This window comes from Acinetobacter sp. SW-226 (assembly GCF_055632855.1).
Genome location: NZ_CM145752.1, coordinates 2881864 through 2897654 on the forward strand (window position 1 = coordinate 2881864; position 15791 = coordinate 2897654).

A 15791-nucleotide genomic window follows, 5' to 3' on the forward strand; every position below is an offset into this window, starting at 1 on the left:
GATATCAAGGAGATATAGGAAGTTCTTGTTCCCGAACATCCATATTTACAACTGCTACAAATTTTCCATTAGGCTTGACATTTATCGTAGCTGGAATAGACCATTGCATACTTTGACCACTCAGCACATAACCCATGAGTCCTTTTTGGATGGGTGTTTTTTGCCCCTGCGCATCAACATAGGCAAACTGGCTAAAACGTTTATAGTGCGGAGACAGGTTAGTAACCGTTAATTTGTTCGCATTGTATTTAAATGTCATGCCATTGAGCGAGGTTACACCTTGTTGAATGACATCAGTGCTTGAGACCTTAAAAAATACAGGAATTGAATATTTCAGCAACAACTGAAGACCACTTTGCTTTTCTGCTTGAGGGTTCGGTAGCTCATCAACAATCAAACGATAAGCTTGCTCAGATGAGTTATTGCTTGCAGTACTACGAATAAGACGAACCAACTGTCTTTGGCCTGCGGGAATCGTCAATACCATTGGGCTTGCGATCAGATCTTTAGACGGGGTTAAAATATCTTGATTATTGGTTTGCGTCCAAGCATTTACTCGAACTTGACCTTGGATGGCTTCATCCCCAGTATTGGTTAACCAAAGTTCTTTGACTTTTTCTTGAGGCGAAAATTCCAATAAAATAGGCGCAACCTGCAAACTTGCAGCATGCGCCTGTATCATAAAAATACTCGTTGCCAATATACCTAAGCTACACTTACGCAGTACATTTGACCAAAGCGACGTATTTTTCATGCCGATACCCTTTTCGTGAAGAATATCCTTACGATAGCAAAAATTAATACGTTACTGTAGCGGTAACCGTGTCGATATATTTACCTGCTCGAACATTAGTTGAACCAGATACTTTTGCAACAACAGGAATAGCCTGTACGCTACCTGAACCTACACCTGAGTATAGATTACTATTATTATCCCACTGGCTTTTGTCACTCGCATTTTGGAATAATTGATATGCGATGCTAGATGAAGTATCTGTCTCATGTGTCATTTTCCCACTGCCTGCTAAACCCACTTTATATGGTGTTTGGCTTGTACAAGTAACATTTAATGTTCCTGTTTTATCATTTGCAGCCACAGCACTGTTTACACTACCAAAATCAATATCAGTGGCATTGATTGCACAAGTAGAAAGCACTTCAATTTTCACTTTAAAGTCAGCAGTTGCCGTTTTTGAAGTGGTAGCCGCATTTGCCTGTCCAGCTAAAACTAAACCAGCAGAAGCCAATAATGCAGTAGTAAGAAAATTTTTCATATAACGACCTAAAACTATTAAATTAGATAATCAAAAAGCAATCGCTATGAATAACATTGCTTTTTATAGATACTTTTTTATATAGAGGTTCACACATATAAAAAGTAAGCGTGAAATCTATCACATTTTTTAAAATTTTCAATAATTTTTTTTATTTTTTGGCATTTTTTGTTATTTTCATCATTTTTATTTATTTAATAGTGAGACCATACGCATAGTAGAAGATTATAGATTTTGGAGCACAATTTTTTTCTAAAATCCCATAAACGAGTGAGGTAATCGCTTAAAAATTAAAAATAAATGATGATATGTAGAATAGAAAATTCAGCATCATACTGCGTTTTAAAACTCGATAAACATGATTGCTATCAATAATCCATTGCCCTTCTAAACCAACCTTTCGTCGTAGATTCAAGCTAATTTAATCAGGACAAAAAGCGGATAAGGGAACACGGCTCTTCATGTGTTATTCAGTTCATCTACATACTGAAGAAGTGATGTAGACATTGAACGATCTTCAGGACGACTGAATGTGATTTAAAACGAAAAAGCACCGAATACATTTCATATCATCTTCGTTTCAAGATGATCCAATACTTTGCTTTTCTAACCATACCTGCAATCCAGACCAACTTTTAAAATCATCCACCGCACGTACAATACAATGTGGATTCCGCTCCAAGAGCATTTTACTTAAGGTGTTGCCTGGCCCAATTTCTAAGACTACATCAGGCTGATTTTCTTGTATTGCACTTAAACAAGCATCCCAATCAATCGCGTGATTCATTTGCTGAATTAGCGCACTCACGGCATCTGTGGTCTTAAAAAACTTATGCCCACCCGAACCGCTAATCATGGCCGTGCACAAACCAGCAAAGTCTTGTTGCTGTAAAATCTGCCGATACGGCTGAACCGCAGCATCCATGCATGCCGTATGCGATGCAACGGTGACATTCAAGCGTTTAACAAAACGTGTTCCTCGCAATTCGAGTTGCCGGGTCAACTGCTGTAAATTGGCATCAGTCCCACCCACGACAAAATTACTATCACTGAGCTTAATGGAAAGTGCGGTTGACGTTTCAGTCAACAACGCTTCAAGTGTATTGAGATTGATGCCCTGAACAGCCATTAAGCCACATGCATGCTGAGAGGCTAAAGACATTAACGAGGCTCGCTGCTGGGCCAAATATAGTCCTTGCTCCAAACCTATCTGCGTTGCACAAATGAGTGCACTTAACTCGCCGAGAGAATAGCCTGAGAAACTCATAAGGTCCTCAATCTCAGGCTTTAACTTTTGCCAACGACACCATTGCAAAGCAACAATAAAAGGCTGCGCGAACTCATTCGCATACAAATCTGCTTCGGTTAAATCGGAACAAAATAGTCGTGGCAAATGTTGCTTTAAACTCTCTGATACATGAAGCTCATCTGCCAAAGTGAGTAGCTCTTGCACATGGGCTAAGCTTTGGAGTCCTTGTCCACTAAATATGATTGCGAAATTCATGTTCCACCTTCAGCATGAATAAAGTCACCCCCAACAAGTCCGCACTGCCCCCGGACTTAAACGATGCTGAACGAAATAATCTTCCACTTTAGCTACGTCTTGCACCCAATTGTGCTGTAGCACACCGCCACGAGCCAAAAACTGCTTGGCTAGATCCTGCACAATATATAAGGCTGATAAACCACCGCGCCAAACAATATTGGTGTCTTGTACATAGGCCATCAGACTGAATAAAGTCTGAATTGTAGCCTGCTGTGCATTGGCCGTTCTGGCATAAATTTCGATATACGTTGGCAAGGCAACATCCATCACCGTTTTAAAACCTGAAGCCACCTCTTCAATCGCCCCTGTGATGCCATATTGACTACGCATACGTTGCCCGTGGCTGTTAGGATTTCGTTCTAAATGATGTAACAGTTCATCTTGCCAAGTACTTTGAATTTTGTGACTGATTGAGCCTGCATTCAAGGGACTATCAGCTGCTAGACATTGCCCTACTGCAGCGCTGGCAAAGCCTAAATTAAAAATCGCCCCTTTATGGGTATTGATCTGCTGAGTTGCGGTCATCATTTTTTGTTCAGCTAAAATGCCACATTGTCGAATCTCGTCAAAATCGACATTGTGATAGCCATTCAAGCATTGCGCCTGAAAATAGCCCTGTAACGCATCCACACTGCATTGGAACAAGCTAAAGTCCATATCACGATGACTGCCCTGCGAACTTGGACAAACCAAACCGGGCTTATGTTCTAAACTGGCTTCATCCAATAGCGCCATACATGCCAAACGGTCTAATCTTTCAGCAGTCCTGATAATGCTTGGGCATAAAACTTCATGTGGTTGTAGCATTTGCATATTCAAGCTTCCCTTCGAATAATTGTTCTAATCTCAGCATCTCGACACGCTGAATTCCTTTGACGATCACTTGCTGTTTCATTTCAGGAAAAACCGCAATTAACTCATTAAATGACACATGCCAGTCTGGATGGGTTTGAATCTCTCCATCCAAGCGAATAAAACTCTGGGCTTGGACTTGTTGAATGAACTGTAAAATCTCTGGTACATCATGTTGGTGCTGCGGATACAACAACAGATCTAAGTCTGATGTTGAACGTACATAAGCTTCTTTAGTGAGATATTCATAGGCATAGGAGCCATAGACATATACTTTGCAGCCCAATTGTTCTAAGTTGCCTGCAAAATCACTCAGCACTTTAGGTTGTAGGAGCTGCGAATCAGCTTTTAACAAAGCCTGTAAAGAAAGCGGTCGAGTGATCTGCTCGATATCGTGTTTCTCGACTAAGCACGCCACCCGATATTTATAGCCTTCAACCAAGCAATTGATCGCCAGCTTCACTTGTCCCGCATCCATATCGTCCTGCCGACAAACGGTCATTGGAATATGTTGGCTCAACAGCTGATACACCTTTTGTTTCACTGTTTCAGGTAAAGAAACATCTAAAAAATGTAAGTGTGCTGAATCACAAAGATAAGCTAAGTCATGACGATCCATATCTGCTTCCTTAACTGTGGACAACTTTCTCAATAATGGCATTACACAACACACGTCCTTGACGTTGCTGCCCCACCACACGGCGTTGATCTGTCAGATAAGTTTCAAGATGTTGTTGTTGATTTAACAGCATTTGGCTAACCCAATCGGTCTCCAAATCTGGCCAAATGGCATTGATTGCGCCCATTTTGTAAAAATTTTCTGCCCCTGGAGCAAAAATAGCTGAGCTTTGCGACAACTCTTTTAACTTTTCGACTGGAATTTTAGTGACCCGTGCCATCGCGTTTAAGTCCATGACTTTTACTTGCGAATCACTCAGCGCATAAACTTCGTTTGCCATGAGGCCATAGGACAAGAATCCACCACTGACAGCTTGACCAAAAATAATCGTGAGGTTGGCATGTCCACTTCTGCGCAGTAGGTCAACACAAGATGCCAAATGCGCGAAGGTACGGTTTAAGCACAGTAACTCATCAGCACGGGAAAGATCTTGACCTTGCGTATCCACAATAAACACCACAGGCGTCTGTTGTTTCTGCTGTACTAGCTCTAAGATTTCACCGGCCAATTCCATGGCAATCTGTTGATTAATAGGTGCTGCATTGACTGTGCCAAGAATACGCACTGGGCCTGCATCCGTTTGCGCATTGCCCTTAATCACATAACCTTCGATCTGATAATCCAGTTGACGCGGAAACAACTGTTGTAAAAGTAATTCTGTATTCATGAGCTCATCCTTGCTTTAACAACACAACTTCATGGGCAGACAACATCGGAATTTTTTCTGGCTGTGTAATGCCCATATCATGCCAAATCTGTAAACCATCATTTTTACCAAACCAGCGTTGGTATTGTTGCTCAAGCTGTTGCTGCTGTTGCAATAATTGTTCTAAGTCTAAAGAAGCGACCTTAGCATCTAGCTGCGTTAAAATCGCGTCACGAATATCTGCGACATCATCCTCAACCAAAGCCTGTACATGGTTCAGTAAGTAACGATGTTTACCGCCTGTAACGCGCCAAACCAAAGCACGATCTTTCGAATCAAACTCTTCTACGCCTTTCACTGTTTCAATCACTTCTGGACCAGACAGTGCCAAACGCCCTTCTTCCGTCATGACGATGGCACTGCTTAAACACGCACTGATGCCCATACCACCGAAAGCGCCACAGGTTCCGCCAATCACCGTAATAATGGGAATGCCTGCATTTCGTACCTGTAACATCGCACGCATAATTTCCGAAATGGCAATCAGACCTGCATTGGCTTCATGCAGACGCACACCACCTGAGTCGACAAAAAACAGTACCGCTTGCGCTTGATCTTGAATGGCTTTATGCAAAAGACCGACAATTTTCGCCCCGTGGATTTCACCCACAGCTCCACCCATGAATTGCCCTTCTTGAGCCATGATATGTACAGGTGTTCCGTTTACACGTGCCGTACCAATAATCACGCCATCATCAAAACTACCCGGAATATCCAAAGCAGACAGGTGTGGGCTAACTTCAATTTCAGCAGGCTTTAATATTTCATTAAAACTCTGAGCATCGACGACCGCTTGAATCCGCGCACGTGCAGTTTTTTCATAAAAACTGTTTTTGAGCATCACTTGATCCATATTCTATACTCCCTTAAACATAGATATTGCTTGGCTTAATCGCAGGTTCACCACAGCTGGGGTCGCGCCCATATCATTTAACTGAAATTTAAGCCCTGCTACCGCATGACGTTGTGCAAATTCATTCAGTACAGACTGCCAAACATGTTGAAAACCGACGGCCGATGTCGTGACTTCAATCTGACAAATATCCGCCTGATCATGCTGTGAAACCAAGACTTCTAAATTTCCAGAACCGACCACACCACAAATGACAGCTGCTTGTTCAGCGCTCAGTGGCGCTGATTGCAATTCAAATTTTAACTTTTCCATGTCGATCACCAGTTTCTAAAGCGACTTGGGGGGCTATATAAACCACCCGACCATTTAACTAAATCTTTCACCGATTTTGCCGCCAACAAATCACGACTGACCTGTGTTGGATCAATGCCTAAATCTTGTGGGCGTTGAATAATGCCGCGCTGGCGTAACTCATCCACTTTGGTCTCATCACGCTGCATCCCCACTGGGGTATAACCTGCCACACCACGGATGGCTTGTTCACGTTCTTCAGGTGTGCGACATAATAGTAAGTTAGCAATACCTTCTTCCGTCACAATATGGGTCACGTCTTCGCCATAAATCATGATGGGCGGAAGTTCACTCTCCATTTTGTCCTGTAACTGCCACGCATCTAACTCTTCAACAAAGACAGGATGCATATGTTCACGGTATGTTTCGACCAATTGCACCACCAATTTACGCCCCTTAATCAGTTTGCCATCGACCGCTTCACGCCCTGCTTTGGTATAGGCATAACTGGCATGACGGCGTCCATGCGGGTCAGAGCCCATATTCGGCGCACCACCAAAACCAGAAATACGGTCTACGGTTGCAGTTGAACTGTTGCCCTGCAAGTCAATTTGCAAGGTTGAACCAATAAAGAGATCACAGGCATATAAACCGGCCGTTTGACTAAAGGCACGATTGGAACGCATGCTGCCGTCACTGCCTGTAAAGAACACATCTGGACGCTCTTTAATATAGTCTTCCATCCCCACTTCAGAACCGAAGCTATGGATCGAATCGACAAATCCACTTTCAATCGCAGGAATTAAAGTTGGATGCGGATTCAAAGCCCAATTGGTACAAATCTGTCCCTTTAGTCCTAAGGATGCCCCATACGTAGGCAGCAATAATTCAATTGCCGCAGTATCAAAGCCAATACCATGGTTTAAACGTTGAATTTGATATGGTGCATAGATCCCTTTAATCACCATCATTGCCATTAAAATTTGCACTTCGGTAATTTGTGCAGGATCACGGGTAAACAATGGTTCTATATAGTTGTGCTTGGGACTTTCGATATAAAAATCGACCCAATCCGCAGGTACATCCACACGCGGTAACTTATCGACAATTTCATTGACCTGCACAATCACAATCCCGCTTTTAAATGCAGTCGCTTCAATAATTGCAGGGGTATCTTCGGTATTCGCACCTGTATAAAGATTGCCCTCTCGGTCGGCCGCATGTGCCGTAATCAGGCAGACATTTGGCGTCAAATCAATAAAGTAACGCCCATACAGCTCTAGGTAGGTATGGATCGAACCAATACTGATTTTTTGCTGCTGAACCAATTGTGCTAGACGTAAACTTTGTGGGCCTGCAAAGGAAAAATCGACCTTAGAAGCAATACCTTTTTCAAAGACATCTATGTGACTGGGTAAAGCCAATACCGACTGTACGATATGTAAGTCATGAACCACCTCTGGATTACACTGACTTAAACTCTTTGACAAAAAGTCGGCCTGCTTTTGGTTATTACCTTCTAAACAAACGCGATCACCACTGGAAATTACCGTTTCCAAAAGTTCAATCACCCGAGCATGCTCAACTTGTTTTGCAAAGCCTTTTTCTTTAGCAAGATTCAGTTTTTCTAGTCTGCGGGTACGCTGCTTATCCCATAAGCGCGTCTTAACCATTTGGTTCATGGGGTCACCTTTATGCTGTGCTTAGCCGAAGATGGCATTGATTGTGAGAAAAAATACAGAGGGTCCAAGTAAACAACCAAGACCGGTATAGAAGGTTGCGACCAATGCACCATAGGGTACTAAACGCACATCCGTTCCTGCTAAACCTGCTGCTGTGCCACTGGTCGTCCCCGCCATTCCACCAAAAACCATGGCAGAACGTGGACTTTTGAGATACATAAATTTTGCGAATAACGGTGTACCCACCATGAAAAACACCGCTTTAATCAGACCAATTGCAATTGATAATGCAATCACTTCTGAGCTTGCACCGATGGCTGAACCTGTTACTGGGCCAACGATATAGGTCATCGCACCTGCGCCAATCGTGGTCATCGAAACGGGATCTTTATAGCCCATCAACCACGCCACCATTGCACCGATCAAAAATGGAATCACGCAACCAAGTGCAAGCGCGATCAGACCCACCTTTCCTGCTTTTTTCACTTCTTTAACGTCGACTTCAAACGCCGTTGATGCAATGGCCAAGTCACGAATCATGGCACCACCGAGTAAAGCGAAACCTGAGAAAATAGCGATATCTGAAATGCCCTTTTCACCTTGAGTATAAATCCCTGCAAAATAAGCCAAGACCAGCCCCAGAGTGATCGCGATGGCTGAGCTTTGTAACTTGCCTTTGGTGAGATATTTCGACAAAAGATGCGACACATACATCATTAAACCAGTCACTGCGAGCGCCGCGACGAGGGCATTTTTGGTAAAAACCGTAATTATTTCTTCCATTGCGTTTCTTCCTTGTAACCGTACAACTGATTGTTATTTCGTGTTATGACAACACCCTTATCCTTAAGCGGCTTTTTCAGTCTGCTCTACAGCCCATTCATAGTTTTCATAGTCACCACTGGATTTATTCAACCAACGAATCACTAAGACGGTACCAATCAAAGACGCAACCGAAACTATCAAACCCAACATCCCACCCGACATAGCCGCAACTACGTTTTGACCTGCCGACATGGCAACCACAATCGGGATATACATACCTGACCAGTACAACACACCAAATTGAGTCACTTGAGGTAAGTGCCCACGTTTGGCTAATAGCTCCTTCGATAGAATTAATAAAATCATGGCGATGGCCACACCACCTACATTGGCTTGTACACCAAGTGCAATCCCAAGGGCATTGCCTAGATAAACACCAAGCAAATGGCAGACTGCCAATATGGCTGTTCCGTAAATAATCATTGCTGAATCCTCCCTGGATCATGCAGCGCTTCTAATAATCTGACTTATAATTTGCTATAGTTATAGCTTATCTGTATCCAGTGTACAATGTTTTGTACTCAAATAAACATAAATTGTATACAATTTTTGGTGATGTATGACTTCAATTGCGGAACTTCCTCTTTCTATTCAAATTAGTAAAAAGTTAGAGGATGATATTATTTATGGCTTTTTCCTGCCTGGGACGAAGCTGGATGAACAAGAACTGTGCGAACGCTATGGTGCTTCACGTACCCCGATTCGTGAGGCATTAAAGCTATTGGCCGCTGAAGGCTTGGTTGAAATTCGCCCACGTCGTGGCGCAATTATTCCAGCCATTAATTCACTCACTCTCTGTGAAATGTTCGAGGTGATGGCTGAATTAGAAGCCATGTGTGGACGACTGGCAGCACGGCGCATTCAACCTGAAGAAAAGCAAGAATTACAACGCCTGCATCAGTTATGTCAGGACTATTTAAATCAGAACGACTCAGAAAATTATTATGAGGCCAACCGTTTATTTCACTTTGCTATTTACCAAGCCAGTCATAATGCCTTTTTAATTGAACAAGCCTGTACCTTGCACAAACGTTTGCACCCATACCGCCGCCTACAACTCCGCGTTAACCATCGAATGAATCATTCATTTTCAGAGCATAGCGCAATTTTAGAGGCCATTTTTGCAGGTCATGAACAAGAAGCCGAGGCTTTGCTGAAAGCACATGTGGTAATTCAAGGTGAGAAATTTACGGATTTTATTTCAACCTTAGAACATTTAAATACTTAATTAAGCAACCATACCCTTAAGCCACATGGAATTACTTCATATAGAAAAAGAGGCCTGAAACAGACCTCTTTTATCTCCACGTTTAAGCGTTAAACGAAAACTCAACTATCCGTATCACGAGGCTTTATTAATTCGTTATCATTTAAAACTTGCCCTGTATGCTGTGGCTTAATCAACGGTGCAGTAGGACGAGGGTTACGCTGAGTGTACTGTATCCCAATACCTGCATTAACATCATCAGCCGCTACCTCCGTTTCAAAACGCTGACTATCTAAAGCACGAATATCATCACTCACTTGCTGTATTTCTTCTGGACTAACACCCAGTTGCTGCAAGGCAGTTTGACCTAAAACCAATGCGGATTCAAAGGTTTCCCGTACCATCAAACTGACATTTTTCTTCGACAGATACAACGCATGTTCACGGTCATAACAACGTACAATCAGTTTGGCTAAAGGAAACTCAGCATTGACTAGTTCTACAATTTTATTAATGGTTTCTTTGTGATCAACACAAACCAAAATGGCTTCGGCTGTATCTGCACCAGATGCATGTAAAATATCTAAACGACATCCATCGCCATAATAGACATCAAAACCAAATTTTTCTGCGTTTTGGATCATGTTGACATCGTTATCAATAATGGTCACATCCACGCTACGAGCCAATAACAACTGACTGGCCACCTGACCGAAACGACCGAAACCAATCATTAGTACTTTGCCTGTTAAGCCGTCAGCAACTCGCACCTGATCTAATGAATGCTCATCCGTTGCAATGGTAAAGCGTTTAAATATCACCCCAATGATTGGAGTCAACACCATGGATAGCACGACAATTGCAGTTAAATTTGACTTAATGGTGTTATCAATAATTTGAGCGGTCGTTGCGGCACTAAAGAGCACAAATGCAAACTCACCGCCCTGTGCCATGAGTAAAGCTCTATCCAAGGCTTCAATATGATTACTCTTGGTTAAACGTGCCACCACATAGATCATGAGTGCTTTAGTCAACATCAGCGCAATCACACCACTGAGGATGAGTTGCCAATTTGCTTTGACCACAGACAAGTCTAAAGACATGCCTACCCCTAAAAAGAATAGCCCCAAAAGTAGACTTCGGAACGGTTCAATATCCGCTTCAATTTGATGGCGGAAAGTTGATTCGGAGAGCAAAACACCTGCTAAAAATGCTCCTAGCGCCATGGATAAACCACTGAGTTGCATCAGCAACGCGGCACCTAAAACCACCAAAAGTGCAGCGGCAGTCATGACTTCACGTGCTTTCGCTGCTGCTAAAACTCTAAATAAAGGATTGAGTAGCCAATGCCCAGCAACAATTAAGCCAGCAATTGCCAGTAGCCCTATGCCAATCCCTTGCAAATCAATTGATGAACTTTCAGTCGCATGATTGGGGGACATAAATGCGACCAAGGCTAATAATGGAACAATCAATAGATCTTCAAACAGCAATATTGCAACGATCTTTTGCCCCCGCCGTTGATGTAATTCGCCTCGATCATTGAGTAATTGCATCACGATGGCAGTCGAGGTCAAAACAAAACCCGCAGCAGCAATGAAAGCTATTTTCCAACTAAAACCAAACAGCATGCCCATGCCTGTCAACGCAGCCACCGCGATCAAGATTTGCAAACTGCCCAATCCAAAAATTTCTTTCCTCAAACTCCACAGATGTGAAGGCTGCATCTCCAATCCAATGATAAAGAGGTACATCACGATGCCCAGCTCAGCGATATGTAAAATGGCTGTAGGATTATTAAAAAAGCAAAACCAAATGGCCCAATAATCAGCCCTGCAATTAAATAACCTAAAATAGAGCCTAGACCAATACGTTTAAAAAGGGGAACGGCAATCACCGCAGCACTTAACAGTACGACAGGACCCACCAATCCTAATGAATCAACTTCTGCACTCATGTTTTTCTCATCTTTATTTTTTGCTAATCCGTACTAACTTTACTATTTTTTAATTTTACTCAATAAAATCTATTTAAAATGGACTGACCTGTAGTTGATGACTTTTGCTCGAATCACAACTTAATTTTCACAACTTGGCAACTAGCGGACTAAACGAATTACGCTCATAAATGACGCTATACTGAGAACTATATACAGCATTGTCGTTTTACATCAAGGCTTTGTTTCATCAAAAAGAACAGCATTTTTGCTTCAGTCGCAACATACTTCCATTGAAGACTCGTTCAAATTATCAATCTAATGCCAAAAATAATTTAGAAAAACTAAACAATTGAGTGTCATAGCAAGCGTAAAATTGAGCTAAAAATATATTCAATGCTATGGCTACTGCTCCTTTTAAATTCCAAATTTAAGTAAAATAAAATCAATAAAACTCTTTAATTTAGGCGTCATTCTGCGATCACGTGAATACAAAATATGTAATGAACCAATCACTGGCTCATACTCAGGTAATACCCGTATTAATTGCCCTCTTTCCAAATCATCCGCCACCAGCTCATAAGGCTGTAAAAGTAGCCCCTGTCCCGCAATCGCAGCTGCACGTAAGGCTTCACCACTATTTGTCCAAAATCTGCCTGTAATTAAAACCGAACTTATTCCATTAGGCCCTTTAAATGACCATTCTGTGCGCAAAATAGAATGTGTAAAGACCAAACATTCATGGTTTTTTAAATCTTCTGGTATCGACAGTGGAGCAGTAGACTGAATATATGCTGGAGAAGCACATAATACGAGTTGATAGGGAGCCAACCCCCGCACCAATAGCCCACTATCCTGCAATTCACCAGAACGAAAAATAATATCGTAACCTTCCTCAACTAAGTCGATTTTACGATTGCTAAGATTCAATTCAACAGAGACTTCAGGGTAGGTCTTTAAAAATTCGGTAATGGCGGGTGCCAAGGCATGATTCCCAAAAGTGACGGGTGCGCTGATACGTAACTTGCCTCTAGGCGTTGAACGTGTCTCCGCTAAAAAAGCCTCTGCTTCTTGCATCTCAGCCAAAATATGCTTGGCTTTTTCATAATAAATCCGTCCTGCATCAGTCAGACTTTGCTGGCGAGTTGTCCGATTCAACAACTTAATTTCTAAGCTTTGTTCAAGAAATCTTATGTGCTTTCCAGCCACTTGTGAAGACAGATCCAACTCAATTGCTGCGGCAGAAATAGAGCCTAGCTCCACAGCCTTAACAAACACTTGCATACAAGAGAATCTATCCATTTGAATCTTTTTATACCTAATGTTGATATTTTTAGATAATTTATCTCAAATTATTTCCTATGTATAGTGAGCACATCAACAATATTCAAATCAAGAGATACATCATGCAAAACCATCAACACACAGATACTCAAGCAGCCTCTAACCATAAACCAACAATTGTACTTGTACACGGTGCATTTGCAGACGGTTCAACATGGAATCAAGTTCTCAAACTTTTACACGCTGAAGGCTTCAATACCATCGCGGTACAAAACCCTTTAAGCTCCTTAGATGACGATGTAATCGCAGCTCAACGTGTATTAAATAGAGTTGAAGGTCCGGTCGTCCTTGTGGGGCATTCTTGGGGAGGCATGGTGATAACTGAAGCAGGACAACATGAGTCAGTAAAATCTTTGGTTTATGTCGCCGCTTTTGCACCCGCCGTTGGTGAGTCGATCGTCGACTTAGGACAAGGCCTTCCTACACCATCGGGCTTTGCTCATTTAGTCAGTGACCAAGACGGCTTTTTAACTTTGAGCCTTGAAGGTATTGAACAACATCTTGCACAAGATCTTAATGACTCTGTTCAAACCCAATTGATGTATGCAACACAAACCCCAATTCGGGCAAGAAACTTTGAAGAAAAAGTAAATGCTGCCGCGTGGAAAGTGAAACCATCCACTTATATCATTAGTGAAGATGACTATATGTTGCAACCTGAGCTACAAAAGAAAATGGCTGAAAGAATGTCAGCCAATATCACCACCTTGAAGGCAAGTCATGTTCCACATTTGTCACAAGCAGCTGAAGTTGCAAAAGTAATTATTGAGGCAGCGTCAAAAATTTAACGGTTATATAAACGAATGATTAGAGCTTAAAATGTTTCATGCATTCAGCAGAATGTTGCATTTTAAGCCTCTAAAAGCGTTTCCACGATCTAGCCATAAAATTAAATCACAAACATGAAGATTTACGTTATTCAATCACAAGAGAAATGCCATACATCCTTTTATTCAAAATCTAAATGCACCTTCACCAATTGATTAAACCCTAAAAGTGCTTTTTCAATTACAGCATCTTTAGAAATATGTTCTGGTAACTCAAAAACATTATGAATCATCAATGACGCGAGTCCGTGTGCAAAAGACCATGCGGCCAGCGCAGCAGAACGAACTTCTTTGGACTGAATATCTTTCTCAAGCACATCCGCTACACACTGCTCTACCACAGCATAAGCATTTTTTCGTGCCGTAGAAAGAGTAGGATTCATTTCACTATGTGCCAATTGAGAACCAAACATTAACTGATACATGGCAGGATGTTCAAAAGCAAATAACATGTACTGCCGACTAATCACCTGCATTTTATTTTTCTTGTCTATCCCTTGCTGACATTGTCCCAAAACACTTTCTAGCTGAGCAAAGCCTTGTGCGGCAAGATGACTCAATAGTTCATCCTTATTGGCAAAGTGATGATAAACAGCCGTTGCACTCACACCCACTTGTTCAGAAATAGCCCGAATAGACAACTTATCTGGTCCGACTTCTTCAAGCATTTTCTTCGCTTGATCAATGAGTTGGGGTTCAAGATTACCAACATGGTAATTTTTTCTTTTGACGGATTTGTTCATAAAGTGCTGAGTAAAAATCAATATTCTTCTGCCATTTATCCTAGCATAAATTTAAATGCACCATTTAAATTAATCTTTACACTGTAAAGATTAAGGTTTAGAGTATTTTTTAAACATCTTAAGGACAGAGTGATGAATCAAAATTATGAGTGCTTTCAACTGAGTATTCAGGCTCAGATTGCGCATATACAACTTTCCCGCCCTGAAAAAGCAAATAGCTTAAATTTGTCTTTCTGGCGTGAATTTCCTCAAGTGATTCAACAATTGCATAAATCTGGACAGATCCGAGCGTTGATTATCTCGGCTCAAGGTAAAGTATTTTGTGGAGGTCTTGATCTGAGCATGTTTAGTAATCAGGCCGAATTTCATGCACAAAATGCTGTAGCACGTGAAAGCATCATGCAAAGCTTAGCTCTGATGCAAGACGCATTGACTTGCCTTGAAAAAGTTAGATTCCCTGTAATTGCAGCAGTACATGGTAGTTGTGTCGGAGCAGGTTTTGATTTGATTGCAGCATGTGATTTTTGTTTTGTGACTCCACAGGCTAAGTTTCGTATTGAAGAAACCAATATTGGGATGATGGCGGATATTGGCGTATTACAACGCATACCCCATCAAATTCCCTTCAATCTTGCCCGCTATCTTGCTTTCACGGGAGACACATTGCTCGCTGAAGATGCGTACCGTCTCGGACTAGCGGTTAAAATTTTAGAAACACCAGAAGCACTATTGGAACATTCTTTTAGCATTGCAAAAAGTATTGCTGTAAAGCCACCTGTAGCCATGCAAGGCATTAAACGCAGTCTACTCTATAGTCGAGATCATAATGTGGCTCAAGCCCTAGACCATACTGTGATGTTGCAATCAGCTATTTTAAATGGACAAGATATTTTAACCATGGTGCAAAGCCGTATGTCTGAAGCATCACCGCAATTTGAAAACTTACACCCGATTCAATTCGCTGAAACTCAATAAAGCGCTAGAAAAAATCAACCCGTTCTAATTTTTTTTAATCAAATCTTACCA

The 15791-nt window shown here is 41.8% G+C and carries 16 protein-coding genes and 1 pseudogene; 3 read left to right on the forward strand and 14 right to left on the reverse strand.

The window, feature by feature from the left end:
* Window positions 1-4: 4 nt before the first annotated feature.
* The 11 genes from ACZ8ZH_RS13710 to madL all read right to left on the reverse strand — a co-directional run bounded on the left by ACZ8ZH_RS13710 (window position 5) and on the right by madL (window position 9131).
* Window positions 5-754 (reverse strand): fimbrial biogenesis chaperone, encoded by a 750-nt coding sequence (locus tag ACZ8ZH_RS13710; RefSeq protein WP_119063765.1) that lies wholly within the window; start codon window positions 752-754, stop codon window positions 5-7.
* 43 nt (window positions 755-797) lie between these two features.
* On the reverse strand, window positions 798-1274 hold the full coding sequence (locus ACZ8ZH_RS13715; RefSeq protein WP_110973807.1) for a Csu type fimbrial protein: 477 nt from the start codon (window positions 1272-1274) through the stop codon (window positions 798-800).
* A 580-nt stretch (window positions 1275-1854) separates the two neighbouring features.
* The gene (locus ACZ8ZH_RS13720; RefSeq protein WP_119063764.1) at window positions 1855-2778 is read right to left on the reverse strand and encodes an acyltransferase domain-containing protein; all 924 of its coding nucleotides are present in this window, start codon (window positions 2776-2778) and stop codon (window positions 1855-1857) included.
* A 24-nt stretch (window positions 2779-2802) separates the two neighbouring features.
* Window positions 2803-3633, reverse strand: a complete 831-nt coding sequence (locus tag ACZ8ZH_RS13725; protein WP_470247760.1) for a triphosphoribosyl-dephospho-CoA synthase — start codon at window positions 3631-3633, stop codon at window positions 2803-2805.
* On the reverse strand, window positions 3611-4291 hold the full coding sequence (gene mdcG / locus ACZ8ZH_RS13730) for a malonate decarboxylase holo-[acyl-carrier-protein] synthase (RefSeq protein WP_119063762.1): 681 nt from the start codon (window positions 4289-4291) through the stop codon (window positions 3611-3613). Before mdcG ends, ACZ8ZH_RS13725 begins: the two co-directional genes overlap by 23 nt.
* A gap of 10 nt (window positions 4292-4301) precedes the next feature.
* The gene (mdcE, locus tag ACZ8ZH_RS13735; protein ID WP_119063761.1) at window positions 4302-5018 is read right to left on the reverse strand and encodes a biotin-independent malonate decarboxylase subunit gamma; all 717 of its coding nucleotides are present in this window, start codon (window positions 5016-5018) and stop codon (window positions 4302-4304) included.
* Between the two features lie 4 nt (window positions 5019-5022).
* The gene (locus ACZ8ZH_RS13740) at window positions 5023-5910 is read right to left on the reverse strand and encodes a biotin-independent malonate decarboxylase subunit beta (RefSeq protein ID WP_119063760.1); all 888 of its coding nucleotides are present in this window, start codon (window positions 5908-5910) and stop codon (window positions 5023-5025) included.
* 3 nt (window positions 5911-5913) lie between these two features.
* Window positions 5914-6222, reverse strand: a complete 309-nt coding sequence (mdcC, locus tag ACZ8ZH_RS13745) for a malonate decarboxylase acyl carrier protein (RefSeq protein ID WP_016166424.1) — start codon at window positions 6220-6222, stop codon at window positions 5914-5916.
* 5 nt (window positions 6223-6227) lie between these two features.
* A complete protein-coding gene (mdcA, locus tag ACZ8ZH_RS13750; protein WP_119063759.1) occupies window positions 6228-7883 on the reverse strand; it encodes a malonate decarboxylase subunit alpha in 1656 nt (551 codons plus the stop codon).
* 21 nt (window positions 7884-7904) lie between these two features.
* A complete protein-coding gene (madM, locus tag ACZ8ZH_RS13755; protein ID WP_086208701.1) occupies window positions 7905-8666 on the reverse strand; it encodes a malonate transporter subunit MadM in 762 nt (253 codons plus the stop codon).
* Window positions 8667-8729: 63 nt separating this feature from the next.
* Window positions 8730-9131 carry a malonate transporter subunit MadL gene (madL, locus tag ACZ8ZH_RS13760; protein WP_119063758.1) on the reverse strand — a complete coding sequence of 134 codons (402 nt, stop codon included), beginning with the start codon at window positions 9129-9131 and terminating at the stop codon, window positions 8730-8732.
* A gap of 136 nt (window positions 9132-9267) precedes the next feature.
* Between madL and ACZ8ZH_RS13765 the strand changes: the two genes are divergently transcribed.
* The gene (locus ACZ8ZH_RS13765; protein ID WP_086208703.1) at window positions 9268-9936 is read left to right on the forward strand and encodes a GntR family transcriptional regulator; all 669 of its coding nucleotides are present in this window, start codon (window positions 9268-9270) and stop codon (window positions 9934-9936) included.
* Window positions 9937-10037: 101 nt separating this feature from the next.
* On the opposite strand, the pseudogene ACZ8ZH_RS13770 reads toward ACZ8ZH_RS13765, so the two are convergent.
* Window positions 10038-11872, reverse strand: a pseudogene (locus ACZ8ZH_RS13770) (monovalent cation:proton antiporter-2 (CPA2) family protein).
* A 396-nt stretch (window positions 11873-12268) separates the two neighbouring features.
* The gene (locus ACZ8ZH_RS13775) at window positions 12269-13135 is read right to left on the reverse strand and encodes a LysR family transcriptional regulator (protein WP_228199431.1); all 867 of its coding nucleotides are present in this window, start codon (window positions 13133-13135) and stop codon (window positions 12269-12271) included.
* Between the two features lie 122 nt (window positions 13136-13257).
* On the opposite strand from ACZ8ZH_RS13775, the gene ACZ8ZH_RS13780 reads away from it, so the two are divergent.
* The gene (locus tag ACZ8ZH_RS13780; protein ID WP_213069989.1) at window positions 13258-13983 is read left to right on the forward strand and encodes an alpha/beta fold hydrolase; all 726 of its coding nucleotides are present in this window, start codon (window positions 13258-13260) and stop codon (window positions 13981-13983) included.
* Between the two features lie 161 nt (window positions 13984-14144).
* On the opposite strand, the gene ACZ8ZH_RS13785 is transcribed toward ACZ8ZH_RS13780, so the two are convergent.
* A complete protein-coding gene (locus ACZ8ZH_RS13785; RefSeq protein ID WP_119063755.1) occupies window positions 14145-14765 on the reverse strand; it encodes a TetR/AcrR family transcriptional regulator in 621 nt (206 codons plus the stop codon).
* A 132-nt stretch (window positions 14766-14897) separates the two neighbouring features.
* Between ACZ8ZH_RS13785 and ACZ8ZH_RS13790 the strand changes: the two genes are divergently transcribed.
* Complete coding sequence (locus ACZ8ZH_RS13790) at window positions 14898-15740, forward strand: enoyl-CoA hydratase-related protein (protein ID WP_119063754.1); 843 nt, start codon at window positions 14898-14900, stop codon at window positions 15738-15740.
* Window positions 15741-15791 lie beyond the last annotated feature (51 nt).